The following is a 23661-nucleotide window of genomic DNA, read 5'->3' as shown; positions in this document are numbered from 1 at the left end:
CCCTCGGCCCCCGGGTGTCGCCCCGTCATCCGCGCGGTGTCGTCCGGGCGTTCGGAAGCGCGGCAATATCGTGCGATAACGGACATAGCTGCCAGGGGCGTTGACAGGGACGCGGAGAGCTGATGGGCTGGTCGGGCCGGATGGCCGCGGGGGGCCGGGGCGGGCCGGGGGGCCGGTGAACTGGGCGTTCAGGGCGAGGAGGCTCCGGTGCAGGCGCGGGTGTCGGTGGCGGCAGGGCGTCGACTGCGGCAGCAGTTGGAGCAGAGCACGGCGCTGCGCGAGGTGCTGTACCACCCGGCGGCGCTGACGGCGCGCCGGACGGCGGCCCGGACGGCCCGTCAACTCGCACCGCGCGCCGCGGACCGGTTCATCGCCGACCTCAAGGGCACGGACCCGCTGCTGGCCTCGGTGCGCGCCGAGCGGCGGGCGGGGCGGCGCGGCAGCGCACTGCGGCTGGCGGCGACGCTGTCGGCGGCGGCGGTGGTCGGCGGGCTGCTGATCCCGGCGCAGAGCTTCGCGGCGGAGCCGGGCGACCGCCGGGCGGTGTCCGCGGAGGCGGACGTCCCGGGCGCGGCGGAGGCGTCGCTGCCGCTGGGCTCGCTGGCGGACCCCCAGGTGTTCCCCCGCCCGCAGCAGCTGCGGCCGGGCGGTCGGCCGGTGTCGGTGCCCCGGCAGGTGACGGTGGTGCTGGCGGACGGCGCGGACGGCCCGGCGGTGGACGCGGTGCGCACGCTGCTGCACCGGGCCGGCGCGACCGAGGTGGCGACCGTGCCGGAGGCCCCCGCGACGCCGGCGGCGGGGTCGCTGGTGGTGTTCGTGGGCGGCCCGCACGAGGGCGCGGGCGGCGCGACCGACCGGGCGCTGCGCGCCCTCGCGGTGGCGGCCGGCCTGAAGGACACCGAGGTGCCGCCGCTGGCGGGCCTGCCGTCCGGCGGCCACCTGCTGGCGACGGGTCAGCTGCCCACCGCGGGCGGCGCGTACGGCGCGGTGGTGCTGGCGGGCGTCGACGGCGAGGGCACGTTCTACGCGACGCAGAGCCTGGCGCAGCTGCTGTCCCCGATCGGTCCGGGCCAGGGCCAGGGCGCGGTGGGCGACAAGGGCTTCCCGGGCGTGCTGGTGCGGGACTGGCCGAGCGGCGCGCCGGTGCGCGGCACCGCCGAGTCGTTCTACGGGGAGCCGTGGAGCGCCGCGCAGCGGCTGGCGGCGATGGACTTCCTGGGCCGCACCAAGCAGAACTTCTTCCTGTACGCGCCGGGCGGCGACCCGTACCGCTCCAGGCGCTGGCGCGAGCCCTACCCGGCCGATCAGGTACGGGAGTTGACGGATCTGGCGGGCCGGGCCCGGGACAACCACGTGACGCTGGCGTACGCGGTGAACCCGGGGCAGTCGTTCTGCTTCTCCTCCGGCAAGGACCTGGACGCGCTGGTCGCCAAGCTCGACGGGCTGCGTCAACTGGGCTTCCGGGCTTTCCAGTTGGACTTCGCGAACGTCTCCTACGACGAGTGGCACTGCGGCGCGGACCGCCGGAAGTTCGGCACCGGCCCGGCGGCGGCGGCGAAGGCGCAGGCCGCGGTGGCGGCCGCGGTGCAGAAGCGGCTGGTGGCGCCGCACCCGGAGCTGGCGCCGCTGGCGGTGATGCCGACGGAGTTCCAGAAGCAGGGCGCGACGCCGTACCGGTCGGCGCTGGCGGCGGCGCTGCCGGCCGAGGTGCAGGTGGTGTGGAGCGGCGGCGCGGCGATCGCCAAGCAGGTGACGGCCGGCCAACTCGCCGACACCGCAGGCCTGTTCCACCGCCCGTTGGTGACGCTGGACAACTACCCGGTGAACGACTCGGCGCCGGACCGGCTGTTCCTGGGCGGCTACGGCGGCCGGGACGCCGAGGTGGCGCAGCGCTCCGCGGTGCTGCTGACCTCGGCGATGAGCCAGCCGGTGGCGTCCCGGATTCCGCTGGCCACCGCCGCGGACTTCGGCTGGCAGCCGGCCGGGTACCAGCCGGAGCAGTCGCTGTCCTCGGCGCTGCGGCTGCTGACCGCCGGCCCGGCGCAGCAGGCCGCGGTGGCCGCGCTGGCCGGCAACAGCGCGTCCTCGGCGCTCGGCGGCAAGGAGTCGGCGTACCTGGCCCCGCTGGTGGAACGGTTCTGGGCGGCCGCGGAGCCGGCCTCGGGCGGGGCGGTCGACCAGGGGAAGCTGCGGGAGGCGGCGCAGCCGCTGCGCGACGCGTTCACGGTGATGGCGGACGCCCCGAGGACGCTGGCCGCCGACCCGCTGGGCGCGGACGCCGCGCCGTGGCTGGCCCGGCTCTCGGCGTACGGCAGGGCCGGCCGGGCCGCGCTGGACATGCTGACCGCGCAGCACGCCGGCGACGGCGCGGCGGCCTGGCAGGCCCGGCTGGAGCTGGGCCGGCAGCGGTCGGTGCTGGAGCAGAACCCGGTGACGGTCGGCAAGGGCGCGCTGGACCCGTTCCTGGACCGGGCGGTGAAGGCCGCCGACACCTGGGCGGGCATCACCGCCGGCGCCTCCCCGACCACCACCATGGGCACCGCGCACGACCACGGCCCGGCGCTGATGGCGGACGGCTCCGCGCAGACCTTCTACTGGTCGGCGGCGCCGCCGCAGGTCGGCGACAGCTTCGGCCTGGACCTCGGCACCGCGAAGCCGCTGGGCACCGTGACGGTGCTGATGGGCGGGCGGGGCGACGACCCCGACGCGGCGTCGGCCACCGACGACTACCTGCGCGACGGGGTGCTGGAGTACTTCAGCGGCTCGGGCGGCTGGCAGCAGCTGGCGACGGTGCACGACCAGCGGGTGGTGATCGCGAACGCCCCGGCGGGCGCGGTCGCCAAGGCGGTGCGGCTGCGCGCCACCGGCGGGCAGAAGACCGCGGTCGCGGTGCGCGAGTTCACCGCCGGCGCCCCGGGCGTGGTGGACGCCGAGGTGAGCGGCCCGCCCGCGGTGCCCGGCTCCTCGCCGGGCGCGGTGCTGTCGGGCGACCCGGACTCGGCGTTCCGGGCGGCGGCCCCGCCCGCCGCGGGCGGCGCCCCGCTGACCGTGGAGCTGGGCGCGGCCCGCCCGCTGGACCGGCTGACGGTGCTGACCGACCCGACGGTGCGCGCCGAGGCGACCGCGCAGGTGCGCCACCCGGACGGCGCCTGGGTCGACCTCGGACCGGTCCACCCCGGCTACAACGAGCTGCGCGCCGACGGCGCCCCGGTGGACTCGATCCGCCTGGTGTGGCGTCCCGGCGGCGAGGCCCCGGTGGTCAACCAGGTGATCCCCTGGTACGCGGACGTCCCCGCGGCCCGGGTGACGCTGGCCGATCCGACGCTGGACGTGGTGGCGGGCGCCGCCGCCCCGGCGCAGACCCGGGCCACCGTGGAGTCGGGCCGGGCGGACGCGCTGACCGGCCGGCTGACGGCGGAGGTCCCGGCGGTCGCCAACGGCCTGACGGTGACACCGGCCCCGACCGTGACGGTGCCGCGCGGCGGCAGGGCCACCGCCCCGGTGCAGGTCTCGGCGGCCGCCGACACCCCGTCCGGCACCTACCGGGTGCCGGTGGTGTTCACGGCGGGCGGCCTGACGGTCCGCCAGGAGCTCCAGGTGCACGTGGTCCCGCCGACCGGCGGCCCGGACCTGGCCCGTTCCGCCACCGCCTCCTCCTCGGGCGACGACAGCGGGAAGACCCCGGCGGCGGCGATCGCCGACGGCGACCCGAAGACCTCCTGGACGGCCCCCGCGAAGGACGACGCCTGGGTGCAGCTGCGGCTGCCGCAGACCGCCCGGCTGGGCACGGCGGTGCTGCGCTGGGGCGACGCGTACGCCTCCCGGTACCGGCTGGAGACCTCGTCCGACGGGGTGTCGTGGACCACCGCGGCGGTGGTGGAGAACGGGCAGGGCGGCACCGAGACGGTCCGCTTCGACGCCCAGGACGCGCAGTACCTGCGGGTGCAGGGCGTCAGCCGGGCCGGCCGCTACGGGTACACGCTGTCCGCCGTCGAGCTGTACGGCGTCCAGGCCCCCTGACACGCGGCGGGCCGCCGACGCTCCCGCTGCGGGGTGCGCCGGCGGCCCATGAGGCGTACCGAATGTCGTGTCGGGCAGGCCCTTGTCTGGTCAGGCGGAGAGCGGAGCGTGCTGCTCGCCGCGGCGGACGGAACGGGTGCGGACCGGGGACGGAACGGCGGGCGGCAGCTCCGTATGGTCGTGGTGTTCGAAGTCCCGGAACTGGTCGAGGCCGCCGTACGGCTCCAGGTAGGGCCGCCAGCGGGGGTCCTTGATCCCGGTGCCGATGACCCGCCAGGCCAGGCCGCTGGGCGCGGCCGGGGGGCGCTTCATCCGCCAGCCGAGGTCGGCGAGGTGCCGGTCGGCCTTGGTGTGGTTGCAGCGGCGGCAGGCCGCCACCACGTTGTCCCAGCGGTGCTGACCGCCCCGACTGCGCGGGATCACGTGGTCGACACTGGTGGCTGCGGCCCCGCAGTACACGCATCGCCCGTGGTCGCGGGCGAACAGCGCGCGCCGGGTGAGCGGCACGGGGCCTCGGTAGGGAACCCGCACGAAACGGGTCAGTTTGACGACGGACGGCGCCGGAACGGCGCTGGTGGCGCTGTGCAGAGTGGTTCCCGCGTCCTCCAGGGCGATCGCCTTGTGGTTGAGGACCAGGATGAGTGCGCGTCGCATCGAGACGACACCGAGTGGCTCGTACGACGCGTTGAGGACAAGGACATGCGGCACGGGGCCTCCTTGGACGCCTGCGGCGCGTGGCTCGCGCCGAGTCGAGCGGGCGATCGTGCCCCTTGCGGGGCGCGATCTCCCTCAGTGTCGCCTTACGCCCTCGTACGACGCCACCATTTCTCTGTGAACGGGCCACCCGCGCAGGGTGGATCTTGCGCGACCGCCCATAGGCGGTATGCCCAGCTCGGGGCCCTCCTGCACCCACCGTGGCCGGGGCGGTGCGGACGGTGGCCGGAACCGGTCCGACCGGCCGTCCGGGCGGGTGAACGAGGTCGCGGGGGCCCGATGGCCAGGCCCTAGAGTGGGGCGATGCTCGCCGACGACACTCCTCCCGACGCCGCCACGCCGACCTTCAACCTGCCCACCAGCGCCGCCGAGGTGACCGACTCCACCCGGCAGGCCGCCAGCTGGCTCGACGACAACTGGCAGGGCTGGCTGATCGACGGGCTGCGGATCGTCTTCATCATGCTGCTCGCACTGATACTGCGGGCGGTGGTCCGCAAGGTCATCGACAAGCTGGTCGCCCGGATGGGCCGCCCCGCCGAGGCCGACAACGACCACGGCGTGATCGGCGGGCTGCTGGCCAACAGCGGCGTCGTCAACACCGAGCGCCGCCAGCAGCGTTCCGAGGCGATCGGCTCGGTGCTGCGCTCGGTGGCGTCCTTCAGCATCCTCGGCACCGCCTCGCTGATGGCCCTGTCGGTGCTCGGCGTGGACCTGGCCCCGCTGCTGGCCTCCGCCGGTGTCGCCGGTGTGGCGATCGGTTTCGGCGCCCGCAACCTGGTCACCGACTTCCTCTCCGGCGTCTTCATGATCATGGAGGACCAGTACGGCGTCGGCGACGAGATCGACACCGGCGTCGCCACCGGCACCGTGCTGGAGGTCGGTCTGCGGGTCACCAAGCTGCGCGGCTCCGGCGGCGAGATCTGGTACATCCGCAACGGCGAGGTCAAGCGGATCGCCAACATGAGCCAGGGCTGGGGCACCGCCTCGGTGGACGTCCAGGTCGGCTACAAGGAGGACCTGGAGCGGGTCGAGCTGCTGATCACCGAGGCCGCCGAGCAGCTCTCCAAGGAAGCCCCCTACGACGAGCTGATCTGGGGCCGGGTCAAGGTCCTCGGCGTCGAGTCGGTGGCCGTCGACTCGTTGGAGCTGCGGATCGAGGCCCGCTGCACGCCCGGCAAGTCCGCGCAGGTCTCCCGCGCGCTGCGGCTGCGCATCAAGGCCGCGTTCGACCTGGCCGGCGTCAAGCTCAAGGAGGAGGCCCCGGCCGCCGTCCCCGCCCAGGCCGCCGCGCCCGAGATCCTGCCGCCGTCCGCGCTGTCCGACCCCAGCTCGGCGCGCTCGCTGGCGGCCAAGCCGATACCGACCCAGCCGTAGCGCGACGCACCGACGGCCGGGGCCACGGGAGTTCGAACTCCCGTGGCCCCGGCCGTCGCTGTCACTGCGTCAGGCGCGACGCCTCCGCACGGCGATCAGCACGCCGGCGCCGGCCACCAACAGCGCCGCTCCGCCGACCAGGGCGTACCTGAGGGCGGTGTCGTCCAGGCCGGTGAAGGCCAGGCCGCCGGGCGACGACGGCTGCGGCGAACCGCTCTGCGGCGGCGCGGGCACCGGGTCGACGCCGGGCGTGGGCGGCGGGGTGGGGGCCGGGGTGGTGGGCTGCGGGGGGACCGGCTTGTTGACGGCGGTGGTGGTGACACCGTCCGCCAAGTGCTCGTCGTCCAGGACCACCGGCCCGAGGACCGGCTGCTCAGGGGCCTGGTAGCCCTTGGGCGGGGCGACCTCCTGCCAGTAGTACGTGCCCTGGTCGACGGTCGCGGCGCAGGTGCCGTCCGCGCCGGTGGTGCACGGCTCGCCGACCTTGGTGTCGCCGTCCTGCTGCAGGCCGTCGGTGCCGTTCGACTCCCGCCACAGCTGGAACACCGCCCCCGGCAGCGGCTTGCCGTCCTGGTCGTGCTTGACCAGGCGCAGCGCGCCCTGCTGGGGCGTGAACCCGAAGTCGAAGCCGTGGTCGTTCTGCCCCGGACCGCCGGTGGTCAACGCCCGCTCCGCGAACTGCCCGTGGGCGTCGGCCTTGGCCGGCAGCCAGTGGTACAGCGGGCCGCCCTCGGCGTAGTCGGCCGGGTTGTCGAGGCGGACGGTGTAGGCCGTGTTCGGCTTCAGACCGCCGGTGACGTTGGTGTTGTCGAAGTAGTACTCACCGCGCTCGGTGGTCTTCGCGGTGCCGACCTTCTTGCCGTCCGCGTCGTACAGGTTGACGGTCACTCCGGCGGCCGACTTCTGCTGCGGGAGCTGCTGACCGGAGCGCTCCGGGTCGTACCAGACCCGGTTGCCGATCTGCAGCGGGGCACGGTCGCAGAGCACTTCGAGGTCGCCCATCGAGGTGCCCTTGCCGAAGGCCGCACGCTGGTTGAGCGGGTTCAGGCGCACCCCCGCGCCGGGGTCCACGGTGCCGTCGCGCAGGGTGAAGAGCGGGCCGTAGCCGTAGGTGGTGTCGTCCGGGTCGACGCCGGCGGCAGCGATGGAGGTCTCCACCTTGGACAGCGCCAGGCCCGCGTAGGCGGCGTTCGGGTGGTAGGTGACGCCGTTGATGGTGACCCGGTGGGAGTCGAAGAACTTGGTGCCGCGCGGGCCGAGGCCGCAGCCGCCGTTGACGTCCATCACGTACGTGCCACCGGACTTGCAGGCCTTGTCCAGGTCACCGTTGGCCCAGACCGGGGCCGTCAGGTTCGCGCCGGAGACGCGGTCGGCGGCCCGGTCGCGGAAGGCCAGCAGCATCGAGCCGTCGGTCTCGAAGCCGATCTCGCCGAGCACCGGTTCGGGCTTGGCGAACCCGGCCCCGCCGCACGGCTTCCCGCCTTCGCCGGCCGGCCAGACGTCCGTCCACGGATACCAGCCCGCACCCCGGCAGAGCGGGTCGGCGGCCCGGAAGTAGGACGGCTGGCGCGGGTAGTCGAGCGGCTGGTCGAGCACGGCCGCACCGAACTTCCCGGTGGCCGGGTCGAACGGCAGGACGATCGCCCGCAGGTCCTCGGTCTTCTGGGTGGACTGGCCGGAGCAGATGCCGCCGAGGTAGCCGACGCCGTCCTGCATGCCGAGGCCGAACGGCCGCCAGTCGTCCGCCGACGGGCAGTCCGGCGTCGGGATCGCGTACACGGCCTTGGGCTTCTCCACCGTCTTCGCCGTGGCGTCGTACCGGTACAGCTTCCGGTCGTGGAGGTTGACCACGTACAGGTCGCGGCCGTCCTCGCTGAGCTTCAGCCCGCCGAGACTCTCCTTGCCCGGCGCCGCAATGAAGCCTGCGTCGTCGCCCGCGTGCGCGGTGGCGCCGGTGTCCGGGACGGTGGTGAACAGCGCGGTCGCCTTCGTCTCCGGGTCGGTGACGTAGATCGCGCCCGGCCCGCCCGGGCCGTAACCGGTACCGGACTTGGCCTGCGCGGAACTGAACAGCCGCCGGTCGTCCCGGTTCCAGGCCAGACCGAACACCGTGCCGGTCTGCGCGCCGGTCGCCAGGTCGGTCACCTGCCCGGAGGCGTCGGCCGACTTACGGGTCCGGTACGGGAGGCTCACCAGGGTGTGCCGGTCGGCCGGTTCACTGGTGGCGGGCTGGCAAGCGGTGGCCAGCGGGGCGTTCTGCTGGCAGTAGTCGGCCGGGTTCCACAGGCCGGTCGTCAGCGTGGCCTGCTTGCCGCCGGACAGGTCGACGAACTCGGTGCTGCTGCTCAGCCTGTCCGGCGCGGCCAGGCCCTCGCGGGACGCGAACGCCGGGTACAGCAGGCCGGGTTGGGGATTGACCACGTCCACCCGGTACTTGCCGCTCGCCGTCGCCTTGGCGGGCTTCAGCGTCACCGTGCCGTCGGCGGCCGTCACCGCGGTGCGCACCGCGCCGTCCTCGCCGGTCAACGTCACCGTCACCCCGGCCATCCCCGGCTCCAGCGCCGGGCTGTACGTCCCGCTCTCGTCCACGGCGCGGACCACCCGCACCGTCACCGAACCGTCCGCGGTGACCGCGGGCGCGGAGACTGCCGGACCGGTCGCTATCCCGGCCGCCAGCAGAGCGGCCAGCGCGGCAGGACGCCGGTACCCGCTTCTCTTGAGTTGCACGTTCCTCCTTCGTTCCGGCGTGCTCCTCCCCCCGGGAGGGGCGCGCCCGTTGGGACGGAGGCTAGCGGGTCCCGGAGGGCGCTCGGAACCTCGGATTCCGTTTTCGCCGGATTAGGGCAACGGCACGACTGCATAACGGAGATGACGTTCGCTCAGTCACGAATGCCGACAGGGGCCCCGGGGTGGTCCCGGAGCCCCTGCGCCACTGCTGTCACCGCCTCAGGCGCGACGCCTCCGCACGGCGATCAGCACGCCGGCGCCGGCCACCAACAGCGCCACTCCGCCGACCAGGGTGTACCTGAGGGCGGTGTCGTCCGTGCCGGTGAAGGCCAGGCTGCCGCCCGACGGCTGCATCGGGGCCTGGGTGGGCCTCGGCGTCGCCGGCGGGGTGGGGGCCGGGGTGGTGGGCGGCGGCGGGATCAGCTTGTTGACGGCGGTCGTGGTGACGCCGCCCTCCAGGTGCTCGTCGTCCAGCACAACCGGCCCGAGGACGGGCTGTTCAGGCGCCTGGTAGCCCTTGGGCGGGGCGACCTCCTGCCAGTAGTACGCGCCCTGGTCGGCGACCGTGCGGCAGGTGCCGTCGTCGCCGGTGGTGCAGGGCTCGCCGACCTTGGTGTCGCCGTCCTGCTGCAGCCCCTCGGTGTCGTTCGACTCCCGCCACAGCTGGAACACCGCCCCCGGCAGCGGCTTGCCGTCCTGGTCGTTCTTCACCAGGCGCAACTCGCCCTGCTGGCGGGCGAAGCCGAAGTCGAAGGTGTGGTCGTTCTGACCGGGGCCGCCGGTCTCCAGCGCCCGCTCGACGTACGTGCCGCCCTTGGGGATCGTCCCGTCGGAGTCGATCGTCCGGTTGTCGCCGACGTTCGCCTTGGTCGGGACCCAGTGGTACAGCGGGCCGCCCTTGGCGTAGTCCGCCGGGTTGTCGAGCTTGACGGTGTAGGCGGTGTTGGGCTTCAGGCCGCCGGTGACGTTGGTGTCGTCGAAGTAGTACTCGCCGCGCGCGGTGGTCTTCGCCGTGCCGACCTTCTTGCCGTCGGCGTCGTACAGGTTCACCGTCGCGCCCACGACCGGCTTCTGCTGCGGCAGTTGCAGGCCCGAGCGCTCCGGGTCGTACCAGACCCGGTTGCCGATCTGCAGCGGCGCCCGGTCGCAGAGCACCTCCAGGTCGCCCATTGCGGAGCCCTTGCCGAAGCTGGAGCGGCCGTCGGAGAGCTCCTGCCCCATGCCCGGGTCCTTCTCGCCGGTGCGCAGGGTGAACATGGTGCCGGCGGTGACGACGTGGTCGAGCACGTCGTAGCCGGAGGTGGCGATGGAGTTCTCCACCTTGGACAGCGCCATGCCCGCGTACGAGGCGTAGGTGTGCGAGTCGTAGTAGCGGCGGACGTCGTAGAAACCCTTGCCGCGGGTGGTGATCCCGCAGCCGAGGTTGACGTCCATCACGTACGTGTCACCGGACTTGCACGCCTTGTTCAGGTCACCGGACGCGAGCGCCATCACACCGCCCGGAGGAGCCGGCTGCCCGGCGCTCGGGTAGACGTTGGCCTGGTCGGGGTAGCGGTCGCGGAAGGACAGCAGCATGGAGCCGTCCGTCTCGAACCCGATCTCGCCGAGCTCGGGCTGCCCGTAGAAGTTGCAGCGGTCGGCCGGCTTGACGTCCGTCCACGGGTACCAGTTGTAGGTGTTGCAGGGGACGGCGGGCGTGCCCCGGTGGTCCATCGGCTGGTTCAGCACGGCCGCACCGAACTTCCCGGTGGCCGGGTCGAACGGCAGCACGATCGCCCGCAGGTCGCCGACCTTCTGGGTGGACTGGCCGGAGCAGACGCCGCCGACGTAGCCGACGCCGTCCTGCATGCCGAGGCCGAACGGCCGCCAGTCGTCCGCCGACGGGCAGTCCGGCGTCGGGATCGCGTAGACGGCCTTGGGCTTCTCGACCGTCTTCGCCGTGGCGTCGTACCGGTACAGCTTGCGGTTGTTGAGGTTGACCACGTACAGGTCGCGGCCGTCCTCGCTGAGCTTCAGCCCGCCCAGGCTCTCCTTGCCGACCGCCGCCATGAACGCCGGGTCGAGGAGGCCTTCGTGCACACTGCTGCCCGCGTCGGGGACGGTGGTGAACAGCTTGGTGGTCTTCGTCGCCGGGTCGGTGACGTAGATTCCGCCCGCCCCGCCGGGGCCGTAGTTCGTGTCGCGCTTCGCCTGGGCCGAGCTGAACAGCCGCCGGCCGTCCCGGTCCCAGGCCAGGCCGAACACGTTGCCGGTGCCGGCGGAGGTGCTGAGGTCGGTGACGTCCTGGTTCACGCCACGGGCCTGGTACGGGTAGCTCAGTACGGTCCGCTTGGTCGCCGGGTCGGTCACCGCGGGCTGGCAGGCCGTCGCCAGCGGGGCGTTCTGCTGGCAGTAGTCGGCCGGGTTCCACAGACCGGTCGTCAGCGTGGCCTGCTTGCCCGCCGACAGGTCGACGAACTCCGTGTTGCTGCTCAGCTTGTCCGGCGCACCGGCCAGGCCCTCACGGGACGCGAACGCCGGATACAGCACGCCCGGCTTCGGATTCACCACGTCCACCCGGTACTTGCCGCTCGCGGTCGCCTTCGCGGGCTTCAGCGTCACCGTGCCGTCGGCCGCCGTCACCGCCGTCCGCACCGCACCGTCCTCGCCGGTCAACGTCACCGTCACCCCGGCCATCCCCGGATTCAGGACCAGGTTGTACGTCCCGCTCTCGTCCACGGCGCGAACCACCCGCACCGTCACCGAACCGTCCGCCGTGGCGGCCGGCGCCGAGACCGCCGGGCCGGTGGCTATCCCGGCCGCCAGCAGAGCGGCCAGCGCGGCAGGACGCCGGTACCCGCTTCTCTTGTGTTGCACGTTCTCCCCTCCTGTGGTCGGCGCCCACTCCCCCGAGGAGACGCACGATGTGACGGAAGGTTAGCGGCACCTGGACGAACCACGGAACTTGGTCCTCCACTTCCGCAACGGCCTTACGAACTCCAGTGGCTGACGCTCACTCAGTGGCCCGGGCGCCATGCCGGAAAGCTACCGCTCGTAGGCCCACGAACAGCACTCTCGCCACCGCCGACCGGACGAAAGGGCCCCGGGAAATTGCCCCGGGGCCCCTCGGTCGTGCGTTTGTGCTCGGGCGTCAGGCGGTGCGGCGCTTCCGGGCGACGATCAGGATTCCGGTGCCGACCGCCAGCAGGACCGCTCCGCCGACCAGGGTCCAGGTCAGCGCGGTGTCGTCCATGCCGGTGAAGGCCAGGCCGCCCGACGGCTGCGTCGGGGCCTGGGTGGGCCTCGGCGTCGCCGGCGGGGTCGGGGCCGGGGTGGTGGGCGGCGGCGGGATCAGCTTGTTGACGGCGGTCGTGGTGATGCCGTCGTCCAAGTGGTCGTCGTCCAGCACGACCGGGCCCAGGACGGGCTGTTCGGGGGTCTGGTAGCCCTTGGGCTGGGTGACCTCCTGCCAGTAGTAGCTGCCCTTGTCGACGGCGGGGGCGGTGCAGGTGCCGTCGTCGGCCGTGGTGCAGGGCTCGCCGATCTTGGTGTCCGCCTTGTCGCCGTCGGTCTGGAGGCCGTCGGTCTTGTTGGTCTCGCGCCACAGCTGGAAGACCGCGCCCGGCAGCGGCTTGCCGTCCTGGTCGTTCTTGACCAGGCGCAGCGCGCCCTGCTGCTGGCTGAAGCCGAAGTCGAAGCTGTGGTCGTTCTGGCCCGGGCCACCGGTCTTCAGTGCCCGCTCGACGTAGGTGCCGCCCTTGGGGACGGTGCCGTCGGAGTCGATCGCCTTGTTGTCGCCGACGTTCGCCTTGGTCGGGACCCAGTGGTAGAGCGGGCCGCCCTTCGCGTAGTCGGCGGCGTTGTCGAGCCGGATGGTGTACGCGGTCTTCGGCTTGAGGCCGCCGGTGACGTTGGTGTCGTCGAAGTAGTACTCACCGCGCGCGGTGGTCTTCGCGGTACCGACCTTCTTGCCGTCGGCGTCGTACAGGTTCACGGTCGCGCCCACGACCGGCTTCTGCTGCGGCAGTTGCAGACCGGAGCGCTCCGGGTCGTACCAGACCCGGTTGCCGATCTGCAGCGGCGCCTTGTCGCAGAGCACTTCGAGGTCTGCCATCGCCGCGCCCTTGCCGAACCGCGAGTTCTCGGTGGACAGTTCGTTGCCGAAGCCCGGGTCCTGCGCACCGTTGCGGAGGGTGAACATGGTGCCGGCCGTGTACGCGTGGTTGAACACGTCGTAGCCGGAGGTGGCGATGGACGACTCCACCTTGGACAGGGCCAGGCCCGCGTAGGTGGCGTAGGCGTGCACGTCGCCGACGCGCCGGGTGTCGAAGAAGCCCTTGCCGCGGGTGGTGATCCCGCAGCCGAGGTTGACGTCCATGACGTAGGAGTCGCCGGCCTTGCAGGCCTTGTTGAGATCGGCGGAGGCGATCGCGAACACGTAGTCGGCGCCCATGGTGCCGCTGGCCTGGTCGCCGTAGCGGTCGCGGAAGGAGAGCAGCATGGAGCCGTCGGTCTCGAAGCCGACCTCGCCGAGCTCGGGCTGGCCGTAGAACCAGCAGGCGCCGTCGGTCGGCTTGCTGTCCTTCCACGGGTACCAGTAGTAGCCGCTGCAGGTGCTCGGGGCCGCGCCTCGGTAGTCCAGCGGCTGGTTCAGCACGGCCGCGCCGAACGTGCCGGTGGCCGGGTCGAACGGCAGGACGATCGCCCGCAGGTCGCCGAGCTTCTGGGTGGACTGGCCGGAGCAGACGCCGCCGACGTAGCCGACGCCGTCCTGCATGCCGAGGCCGTAGGGCCGCCAGTCGTCCGCCGACGGGCAGTCCGGCGTCGGGATGGTGTAGACGGCCTTGGGCTTCTCCGCCGTCTTCGCCGTGGCGTCGTACCGGTACAGCTTGCGGTTGTTGAGGTTGACCACGTAGAGGTCGCGGCTGTCCTCGGAGAGCTTCAGCCCGCCCAGGCTCTCCTTGCCCGGGGCGGCGAAGAAGCCGACGTCTCCGCCGGCGGTGTGCGCCGTGCTGCCCGCGTCCGGCACGGTGGCGAACAGTGACGTCGCCTTCGTCGTCGGGTCGGTGACGTAGATCGCGCCCGGTCCGCCGGGGCCGTAGGGCGCGTCGCGCTTGGCCTGGGCCGAGCTGAACAGCCGCCGGTCCTCGCGGTTCCAGGCGATGCCGAAGACGTTGCCGGTGTCACCGGCGGTGCCGACGTCGGTGACGTCCTGGTTCACGCCCCGGGAGCGGTACGGGAAGGTGAGCAGCGTCCGCTTGGTCGCCGGGTCGGTGACCGAGGGCTGGCAGGCCGTCGCCAGCGGGGCGTTCTGCTGGCAGTAGTCGGCCGGGTTCCACAGACCGGTGGTGAGCGTCGCCTGCTTGCCCGCCGACAGGTCGACGAACTCCTCGTTGCTGCTGAGCTTGTCCGGCGCACCGGCCAGGCCCTCGCGGGACGCGAAGGCCGGGAACAGCACGCCCGGCTTCGGATTCACCACCTCGACGCGGTACTTGCCGCTCGCGGTCGCCTTCGCAGGCTTCAGCGTCACTGTGCCGTCGGCCGCCGTCACCGCCGTCCGCACCGCACCGTCCTCACCGGTCAACGTCACCGTCACCCCGGCCATCCCCGGGTTCAGCACCGGGCTGTACGTCCCGCTCTCGTCGACCGCGCGGACCACCCGCACCGTCACCGAGCCGTCCGCCGTGGCGGCCGGCGCGGAGACGGCCGGGCCGGCGGCTATCCCTGCCGCGAGTAACGCCGCCAGCGCGGCGGAGCGTCGACAACCGCTCTTCCTGAGTTGCACGTTCCTCCCCTCCTGTTCGTCGGCGCCCGCTCCCCCCGGAGTGGGCACACGATGAGTCGGAGGGTAGCGGCACCGGCCGAACTACGGAACAGCGCCCTCCACTTGGGACGCGATGCGTAACCGGTCTGCTAACCACCATGGTTGACGACTCGTCAACACCTGCGATGTGCGACGGGCCCCGGGAGAGTGTCCCGAGGCCCCTGGGCCGTGCGTCAGTGCCGTGTCGTCACGCGGCGCGGCGCTTCCGAACCGCGATCAGCAGACCCGTGCCGGCGACGAGCAGGACCGCTCCGCCGACCAGGGTGTACGTCAGGACGGTCTCGTTCGTGCCGGTGAAGGCCAGGCCGCCCGACGGCTGCGTCGGGGCCTGGGTGGGCGTCGCCGGCGGGGTGGGTGCCGGGGTGGTGGGCGGCGGCGGGATCAGCTTGTTGACGGCGGTGGTGGTGATGCCGTCGTCCAAGTGGTCGTCGTCGAGGACGACCGGGCCGAGGACGGGCTGCTCCGGCGTCTGGTAGCCCTTGGGCGGGGTGACCTCCTGCCAGTAGTAGGTGCCCTTGTCGACCTCGCCGGCGCAGGCGCCGTCGCCGCCGGTGGTGCACGGATCGCCGACCTTGGTGTCCGCCTTGTCGCCGTCGGTCTGGAGACCGTCGGTGCCGTTGGTCTCGCGCCACAGCTGGAACACGGCGCCGGGCAGCGGCTTGCCGTCCTGGTCGTGCTTGACCAGGCGCAGCGCGCCCTGCTGCTGCACGAAGCCGAAGTCGAAGCTGTGGTCGTTCTGGCCCGGGCCGCCCGTGGTGAGCGCCCGTTCGACGTAGGTGCCGCCCTTGGGGACGGTGCCGTCGGAGTCGATCAGGCGGTCGTCGCCGACGTTCGCCGTGGTCGGGACCCAGTGGTAGAGCGGGCCGCCCTTCGCGTAGTCGGCGGCGTTGTCGAGCCGGATGGTGTAGGCCGTGTGGGGCTTCAGACCGCCCGTCACATTGGTGTCGTCGAAGTAGTACTCGCCGCGCGCGGCGGTCTTCGCCGTGCCGACCTTCTTGCCGTCGGCGTCGTACAGGTTCACCGTCGCGCCCACGACCGGCTTCTGCTGCGGCAGTTGCAGGCCCGAGCGCTCCGGGTCGTACCAGACCCGGTTGCCGATCTGCAGCGGCGCCCGGTCGCAGAGCACTTCGAGGTCCGCCATCGAGGCGCCCTTGCCGAAGCTCGCGGTGCCGTTGGAGAGTTCGTTGCCCTGTCCCGGGTCCCGGCCGCCGGTGCGCAGGGTGAACATGGTGCCGGCCGAGTACGCGTGCTCCAGCACGTCGTAGCCGGAGGTGGCGATGGACGACTCCACCTTGGACAGCGCCATGCCCGCGAAGGTCGCGTAGGTGTGGCCGAGGCGGCGGGTGTCGAAGAAGCCCTTGCCGCGGGTGGTGATCCCGCAGCCGAGGTTGACGTCCATCACGTACGTGTCACCGGACTTGCAGGCCTTGTTCAGGTCGGCGGCGGCGGCGTTGGCGATGAAGTCGGCGCCCGGCACCCCGGTGCCGCTGGCCTGGTCCGAGTAGCGGTCGCGGAACGAGAGCAGCATGGAGCCGTCGGTCTCGAAGCCGATCTCGCTGAGTTCGGGCTGGCCGTAGTAGTAGCAGTTCGCGGTGGCCGGCTTGGTGTTGATCCAGGGGTACCAGTAGTAACCCGCGCAGGGCGCCGGGGGCGCGCCGCGGTAGTCCAGCGGCTGGTTCAGCACGGCCCCGCCGAAGTCGCCGGTGGCGGGGTCGAAGGGCAGCACGACCGCCCGCAGGTCGCCGAGCTGCTGGGTGGACTCGCCGGAGCAGACGCCGCCGAGGTAGCCGACGCCGTCCTGCATGCCGAGGCCGTAGGGCCGCCAGTCGTTCGCCCCGGACGGGCAGGCGGGGGTCGGGACGGTGTAGACGGCCTTCGGCGCGGACGCGGTGGCCGCGGTGGCGTCGTAGCGGTACAGCTTGCGGTTGTTGAGGTTGACCACGTACAGGTCGCGGCCGTCCTCGCTGAGCTTCAGCCCGCCCAGGCTCTCCTTGCCGGCGGCGGTGAGGTAGCCGACGTCGCCGTTCCCGGTGTGCGGCGTGGCGCCGACGTCGGGGACGGTGGCGAACAGTGAAGTCGCCTTCGTCGTCGGGTCGGTGACGTAGATCGCGCCCGGTCCGCCGGGGCCGTAGGGCGCGTCGCGCTTGGCCTGGGCCGAGCTGAACAGCCGCTTGTCGTCCCGGTTCCAGGCGATGCCGTAGACGTTGCCGACGTCGCCGACGGTGCTGAGGTCGGTGACGTTCTGGTTCATCCCGCGCGACCGGTACGGGAACGTCAGCAGGGTGCGCTTGCCGGCCGGTTCGGCGACCGAGGGCTGGCAGGCGGTGGCCAGCGGGGCGTTCTGCTGGCAGTAGTCGGACGGGTTCCACAGACCGGTGATCAAGGTGGCCTGCTTGCCCGCCGACAGGTCGACGAACTCGGTGTTGCTGCTGAGCCCGTTCGGCGCGGCCAGGCCCTCGCGGGCGGCGAACGCCGGGTACAGCACGCCGGGCTTCGGATTGACCACGTCCACCCGGTACTTGCCGCTCGCCGTCGCCTTGGCGGGCTTCAGCGTGACGGTGCCGTCGGCGGCGGTCACTCCGGCGCTGACCGCGCCGTCCTGGCCGGTCAACGTCACCGTCACGCCGGCCATCCCCGGCTCCAGCGCCGAGCCCGACCACGTTCCGCTCTCGTCGACGGCCCGCACCACCTGCACCGTCACCGAGCCGTCCGCGGTGGCGGCCGGTGCGGAGACGGCCGGACCGGTGGCGATCCCCGCCGCGAGTAACGCCGCCAGCGCGGCGGAGCGTCGAAATCCGCTCTTCCTGAGTTGCACGTTCCTCCCCTCCTCCTTGTCGGCGCCCGCTCCCCCCGGAGCGGACACACGATGAGTCGGAGGGTAGCGGCGGCGACCGGGCTTCGGAACAACGCCCTCCACTTTCCCCACAAAGGAGTAACGCGCTTTGTTGACAAGCTGACTGACGATCCGTCAGTTGCCGGTATCCGCAGCCGCTCCGCACACCCCTGCCGACACTCCGGTAACGAACACGCATCCGACCGTTGACATCGCGCCCCGACGATTGGAAACTTTCCTAACAGTTGGCCGCGTCGGTGTCACCGGATGGAGGATGATCGGGCCCGTGACCACCCAGAAGAGTCCCCGTTCCCCGCAGGCCGGCACGCCCAGTCTGCTCCGGGCCATAAACGACCGTGCCGCGCTGGAACTGCTGCTCGCCAACGGCCCATTGTCCCGCACCCAGATCGGGAGTCTGACCGGGCTGTCGAAGCCGACCGCGTCCCAGCTGCTGGCCCGGCTGGAGGCCGCGGGCCTGGTGGTGCCGGTGGGGACGACCGCGGGCGGGCCGGGGCCCAACGCGCAGCTGTACCAGGTGAATCCGGCCGCCGGGTACGTCGCGGGGCTGGACGTGACCAGCACGACGGTGCGGGTCGCGGTGGCCGACATCACCGGGGTGACGCTGGCCGAGCACCAGGTGTCCTGCAAGGGGTGGCCGGCGGCGACGACGGTGGAGCGGGTCGCGGAGGCGGTCGCCGAGACGGTGCGCCGCGCGCAGCTCCCGCCGGGTTCGCTGCGCGAGGCGGTGATAGGGATCGGCGGCGCGCCGGACCCGGTGACCGGCAAGCTGCGGTACGCCTCGCACCTGCCGGGCTGGCACTCGCCGCGCCTGCTGGAGGAGCTGGCGACGGCGATCGGCGCGCCGGTGTCGATCGAGAACGACGTGAACCTGGCCGCGGTGGCGGAGCAGTCCGTGGGCGCGGCGGCCGGGTGCGAGGACTTCGTGCTGCTGTGGGCCGAGGAGGGCATCGGCGCGGCGATCGTGCTGGCCGGCCGGCTGCACCGCGGCTTCACCGGCGGCGCGGGCGAGGTCGGCTACATGCCGGTGCCGGGCGCGCCGGTGTCGTTGAACTCCCGCCGGAAGCACTCCGGCGGGTTCCAGGACCTGGCCGGCGAGCCGGCGGTGCTGGCGCTGGCCCGGGCGCACGGGCTGCGCGGCGCCGACGCGGCGCAGGCGGTGGCCGCGGCCCTGGACGCCCCCGAGGGGGAGGCCTTCCTGGCGGAGCTCGCCGAGCGGCTGGCGGTCGGGCTGGCGGTGATCGCCTCGGTGGTCGACCCGGAACTGGTGGTGCTCTCCGGGGGCACGCCGACCGCCGGCGGCGAGCGCCTGCGGGAGCTGGTCCAGCAGGCGCTGGGCCGGATGTCGATCCCCCGGCCGGAGGTCCGGCTGTCCGCCCTCCCCGGTTCGCCCGTCCTGGCCGGTGCGCTGCAGCGCGCGCTGGCCAGCAGCCGGGACGCCCTGTTCAGCACCCGCTGAACCGGGCAGCACACCGGCCCGGCCCCGTCCGAGCGGGTCCGAGCCGCACGTCCGATCCGCACGTTCCCGCTCTCCCCTCACCCCGCACGGGCGCCGGGCCCCACCGGCCTGCGTCCGTACCCCCGTCAGGAGTGCCATCCGTGGACACCACCCGCAGCTCCCCGCTCGTCCGCCGCCCGCTGGCCGCGCTCGCCGCCGCGCTCTGCACGGCCGTCCTGGCCTCCGCCTGTACCGGCACCAACTCCGACGGCGCGGAGGACGGTTCGGCGGCCGGACAGGACGTGACGATCACCTTCTGGCACGGCTGGAACCAGGACTCCGAGATGAAGGCGATCAACGACAACGTCGCCGCCTTCGAGAAGCTGCACCCGAACATCCACGTCAAGGTGCGGGAGAACATCTCCGACGAGAAGAGCGAGCAGGCGCTGCGGGCCGGCGGCCCGGACGCGCCGGACGTGGTGTCCTCGTTCAGCACCGACAACGTCGGCAAGTTCTGCTCCTCGCAGGTGTTCGCGGACCTCGGGCCGCTGATGAAGAAGGACGGCATCGACCCGGCGAAGACCTTCCCGCCGGCGATGCTCCAGTACAGCCAGTACCAGGGCAACCAGTGCACGCTGCCGCTGCTCGGCGACGCCTACGGCCTGTACTGGAACAAGACCGCGTTCGCGCAGGCCGGGATCAGCGGCCCGCCGAAGACGTTCAGCGAATTCGCCGAGGACGCCGTCAAGTTGACGGTCCCGGACGGCGACTCGTTCAAGCAGCTCGGCTTCCTGCCGAACTACCACGGCTACGAGACGCCGATCGCGCACTACCTGGGCCAGTACGGCTCCGGCTACTTCGGCCCGGACGGCCGGTCCAGCGTGGCCACCGACCCGACCGTGGCGGCCGCGCTGACCTGGCAGAAGCAACTCGTCGACCGGCTCGGCGGGTTCGAGAAGCTGGAGAAGTACCGGACGACCTTCGGCGACGAGTTCAGCTCGAAGAACCCGTTCGCCACCGGGCAGGTCGCGATGAGCATGGACGGCGAGTGGCGGGCCGCCGCGCTGGCCGACGACAAACCGTCCTTCGAGTGGGCGACCGCGCCGTTCCCGGTGCCGGACGAGCTGGCCTCCACCTACGGCCGCGGCTACCAGACCGGCACCATCATCGGCGTCGCCAACGGCTCCAAGAAGCGCACCGCGGCCTGGGAGTTCGTCAAGTACCTGACCACCGACACCGATGCGGTGGTGTCCTTCGCCAACGCGATCCACAACGTGCCGAGCACGCTGGCCGCACTGGACTCGCCGAAGCTCCAGGCCGACGCCAACGCCAGGACCTTCCTGGACATCGCCCGCAACCCGAACTCCTCGACCACCCCGGCCAGCGTCAACGGCGGCGCCTACCAGATCTCGCTGCAGAACTTCAGCTTCGAGGTCGAGTCCGGCCGGCAGACCGACCTGAAGGCGGGCCTCACGGCCACCGCCAAGGAGATCGACGCCGCGGTCGACCAGGCGAAGAAGTGACGGGCGCGCCATGGCACTCGTGAGCTCCCCCGTCCCGCCGGCGCTGCGGGCCAAGCGCCGGCGGGAGGCGGCCAGGACGCTGGCGTTCCTGTCCCCGTGGCTGATCGGGTTCGGGGTCTTCTTCCTGTACCCGCTGGTCTCGACGGTCTACTTCTCGTTCATGCACTACGACGGGTTCCGCGCGCCGACCTTCTCCGGCCTGCGGAACTGGGACTACGTCCTCACCACGTACCCGTCGTTCTGGACCGGCCTCGGCAACACCCTGTGGCTGGTCGTGGTGATGGTCGGCCTGCGGGTGGTGTTCGGCCTCGGCATCGGGATGCTGATCACCAAGGTGAAGTCCGGCGCGGGGTTCTTCCGCACCGCCTTCTACCTGCCGTACCTGGCCCCGCCGGTGGCCGCCACCATGGCGTTCGCGTTCCTGCTGAACCCGGGCACCGGCCCGGTCAACCACCTGCTGGGCGAACTGGGCCTGCCGCAGCCGGGCTGGTTCAACGACCCCGCCTGGTCGAAGCCGGCGCTGACGCTGCTGGCCGTGTGGGGCATCGGCGACCTGATGGTGATCTTCATGGCGGCGCTGCTGGACGTCCCCAAGGAGCAGTACGAGGCGGCCCAGCTCGACGGCGCGAGCGCCTTCCAGCGGTTCCGGTACGTCACCCTGCCGAACATCTCGCCGATCGTGATGTTCGCGGTGGTCACCGGGGTGATCCAGACAATGCAGTACTACACGCAGGCGATCGTCGCCGGGAAGGTCGCCTCCGGCGTGATCGGCGGCTCCGGGCAGCAGTTCGAGCCCGGCTACCCGTCCGGCTCCACCTGGACGCTGCCGCAGATGGTCTACAACCTCGCCTTCCACCAGTCCGACTACGGCTCGGCCTGCGTCGTCGCGGTCGTCCTGCTCGCCCTCTCGATGGCGTTCACCTCGCTCCTGCTGCGCCGCAGGTCCGGCTTCCTGGCGGAGGACTGATCCCCGATGACCCTCGCCCCCGCCCTGCCGCGCGAGGCCGCCGCCCCGGCCCCCGCCGCCGCCCGCACCGCCCGCCGCCGGGCCGCCCTGCACTGGGTGGCCGTGCACGCGCTGGCGATCGCCGCCGCGCTGTTCTTCCTGCTGCCGTTCGTGTTCCTGTTCCTCACCTCGGTGATGACGGACCACCAGGCGCTCACCTCCGACCTGTGGCCGACCCGCTGGCAGTGGTCGAACTTCTCGAAGGTGTGGCACACCCCCGGCTTCCTCACCTGGTGGCGCAACACCCTGCTGTACGCGGCGGCCGGCACCGCGCTGACCGTCGTCTCCAGCCTGCCGGTGGCGTACGCGCTCGCCAAGTTCCGCTTCCGGGGCCGCAACCTGGCCCTGATGGCGGTGGTGTCGATGATGATGCTGCCGCCGCAGGTCACGATCATCCCGATGTACCTGTTCTGGGCCAAGCAGCTGCACCTGACCGGATCGCTGTGGCCGCTGATCGTCCCGATGGCGTTCGGCGACGCGTTCTCGATCTTCCTGCTGCGGCAGTTCCTGCTGACGATTCCCCGGGAGTACCTGGAGGCCGCCCGGATCGACGGCTGCGGCGAACTGCGCACCCTGCTGCGGGTGGTGCTGCCGATGGCGAGACCCGCCGTCGCCGCCGTCGCGCTGTTCCAGTTCTTCTACTGCTGGAACGACTACTTCGGCCCGCAGATCTACGCCAGCGAGAACCCCGGCGCCTGGACGCTGAGTTACGGCCTGGAGTCCTTCAAGAGCGCCCACCACACCAACTGGAACCTCACCATGGCGGCCACGCTGCTGGTGATGGCGCCGGTGATCGTTCTGTTCTTCTTCGCGCAACGCGCCTTCATCGAAGGCGTCACACTGACAGGGGTCAAGGGCTGATGTCCGCACTGAAGTTGGCAATCGTCGGCGGCGGTTCCACCTACACGCCGGAGTTGATCGACGGGTTCGCGCGGCTGCGCGACACCCTGCCGATCGGCGAACTCGTGCTGATAGACCCGGCCGTGGACCGCCTGGAGCTGATCGCCGGCCTGGCCCGCCGGATCTTCGCCAAGCAGGGCCACGACGCCGTCGTCTCCACCGCCACCGACGTCACCGCCGGCGTGCAGGGCGCCGACGCGGTGCTGCTGCAGCTGCGGGTCGGCGGGCAGGCGGCCCGCAACCAGGACGAGACCTGGCCGCTGGAGTGCGGCTGCGTCGGCCAGGAGACCACCGGCGCCGGCGGCCTCGCCAAGGCGCTGCGCACCGTCCCCGTGGTGCTGGACATCGCCGAGCAGGTCCGCCGCACCAACCCGGACGCCTGGATCGTCGACTTCACCAACCCGGTCGGCATCGTCACCCGCGCCCTGCAGACCGCCGGCCACAAGGCCGTCGGCCTGTGCAACGTGGCGATCGGCTTCCAGCGCAAGTTCGCCGCCCACCTGGGCGTCGACCCGGAGCTGGTCCGCCTGGACCATGTCGGCCTGAACCACCTCACCTGGGAGCGCGGCGTCACCCTGCTCGACGCCCCGAACGCCGCCGACGGCCGCGAGGTGCTGCCGCAGCTGCTCGCCGAGCACGGCGCGGCGATCGCCGCCGACCTGCACCTGCCCGAGCCGGTGATCCGGCGGCTCGGCGTCGTCCCGTCCTACTACCTGCGCTACTTCTACCAGCACGACCTGGTGGTGGAGGAGCTCAAGGTCAAGGGCTCGCGGGCCGCCGAGGTCGCCGCCATCGAGGCGCAGCTGCTGGAGATGTACGCCGACCCGGCGCTCGACACCAAGCCCGAGCTGCTCGGCAAGCGCGGCGGCGCGTTCTACTCGGAGGCCGCCGTCCAGCTGATCGCCTCGCTGCTCGGCACCGACGGCCGCACCACCGTGCAGGTGGTCAACACCCGCAACGACGGGGTGCTGCCGTTCCTGCCCGACGACGCGGTGATCGAGGTCCCGGCCGAGGTCGACGCCGCCGGCGTGCGCCCGCTGCCGCAGCGGCCCGTCGAGCCGCTGTACGCCGGCCTGATCGCGGGCGTCACCGCGTACGAGCACCTGGCGCTGGACGCCGCCCTGCGCGGCGGCCGCGACCGGGTCTTCGACGCGCTGCTCGCCCACCCGCTGGTCGGCCAGCTGGAACTCGCCGAGCAGCTCACCGACCGGCTGCTCGCGCACAACCGCGACCACCTGAGCTGGGCGTGACCGCCGGCATGAGAACGACCAGTACCGACAGGCACCACCACGGGGAGACCGGCCG

General features: G+C 72.5%; 12 protein-coding genes. 7 read left to right on the top strand and 5 right to left on the bottom strand.

Translation table 11 applies throughout. From position 1 onward, the window contains the following. Positions 1-207: 207 nt before the first annotated feature. Positions 208-4020 (top strand): beta-N-acetylglucosaminidase domain-containing protein, encoded by a 3813-nt coding sequence (locus tag CG736_RS32165; RefSeq protein ID WP_304528234.1) that lies wholly within the window; start codon positions 208-210, stop codon positions 4018-4020. Positions 4021-4110: 90 nt separating this feature from the next. On the opposite strand, the gene CG736_RS32160 is transcribed toward CG736_RS32165, so the two are convergent. After that, positions 4111-4728, bottom strand: coding sequence for an HNH endonuclease (locus tag CG736_RS32160; protein WP_043909950.1), 618 nt, complete (start codon positions 4726-4728; stop codon positions 4111-4113). Positions 4729-5037: 309 nt separating this feature from the next. On the opposite strand from CG736_RS32160, the gene CG736_RS32155 reads away from it, so the two are divergent. After that, a complete protein-coding gene (locus CG736_RS32155) occupies positions 5038-6108 on the top strand; it encodes a mechanosensitive ion channel family protein (RefSeq protein ID WP_100589661.1) in 1071 nt (356 codons plus the stop codon). Between the two features lie 69 nt (positions 6109-6177). On the opposite strand, the gene CG736_RS32150 is transcribed toward CG736_RS32155, so the two are convergent. The 4 genes from CG736_RS32150 to CG736_RS32135 form a co-directional block, all read right to left on the bottom strand. Then, the gene (locus tag CG736_RS32150; protein WP_232734325.1) at positions 6178-8835 is read right to left on the bottom strand and encodes an SdrD B-like domain-containing protein; all 2658 of its coding nucleotides are present in this window, start codon (positions 8833-8835) and stop codon (positions 6178-6180) included. A gap of 219 nt (positions 8836-9054) precedes the next feature. Further along, positions 9055-11691 carry an SdrD B-like domain-containing protein gene (locus tag CG736_RS32145; RefSeq protein WP_232734324.1) on the bottom strand — a complete coding sequence of 879 codons (2637 nt, stop codon included), beginning with the start codon at positions 11689-11691 and terminating at the stop codon, positions 9055-9057. Positions 11692-11965: 274 nt separating this feature from the next. Further along, complete coding sequence (locus CG736_RS32140) at positions 11966-14599, bottom strand: SdrD B-like domain-containing protein (RefSeq protein WP_232734323.1); 2634 nt, start codon at positions 14597-14599, stop codon at positions 11966-11968. A gap of 226 nt (positions 14600-14825) precedes the next feature. Next, positions 14826-17453: an SdrD B-like domain-containing protein gene (locus CG736_RS32135; RefSeq protein ID WP_232734322.1), complete on the bottom strand. Its 2628-nt coding sequence runs from the start codon at positions 17451-17453 to the stop codon at positions 14826-14828. 304 nt (positions 17454-17757) lie between these two features. Here CG736_RS32135 and CG736_RS32130 point away from each other — a divergent pair, with 304 nt between their 5' ends. The 5 genes from CG736_RS32130 (at position 17758) to CG736_RS32110 (ending at position 23606) form a co-directional block, all read left to right on the top strand. Then, entirely contained in the window at positions 17758-18948 is a 1191-nt protein-coding gene (locus CG736_RS32130; protein ID WP_369880790.1) for an ROK family transcriptional regulator, read from the top strand. A gap of 140 nt (positions 18949-19088) precedes the next feature. Then, entirely contained in the window at positions 19089-20450 is a 1362-nt protein-coding gene (locus CG736_RS32125) for an ABC transporter substrate-binding protein (RefSeq protein WP_100589659.1), read from the top strand. Between the two features lie 10 nt (positions 20451-20460). Continuing rightward, positions 20461-21417, top strand: a complete 957-nt coding sequence (locus CG736_RS32120) for a carbohydrate ABC transporter permease (RefSeq protein WP_100589658.1) — start codon at positions 20461-20463, stop codon at positions 21415-21417. 6 nt (positions 21418-21423) lie between these two features. Then, a complete protein-coding gene (locus CG736_RS32115; RefSeq protein WP_100589657.1) occupies positions 21424-22317 on the top strand; it encodes a carbohydrate ABC transporter permease in 894 nt (297 codons plus the stop codon). An 8-nt stretch (positions 22318-22325) separates the two neighbouring features. Next, positions 22326-23606 (top strand): 6-phospho-beta-glucosidase, encoded by a 1281-nt coding sequence (locus tag CG736_RS32110; protein WP_100589735.1) that lies wholly within the window; start codon positions 22326-22328, stop codon positions 23604-23606. The last annotated feature ends 55 nt before the right edge of the window (positions 23607-23661 follow it).

Source organism: Kitasatospora sp. CB02891 (assembly GCF_002803145.1).
In the GTDB taxonomy this organism is placed as follows: Bacteria; Actinomycetota; Actinomycetes; order Streptomycetales; family Streptomycetaceae; genus Kitasatospora; species Kitasatospora griseola.
This window is presented reverse-complemented; position numbering and strand designations above follow the sequence as displayed.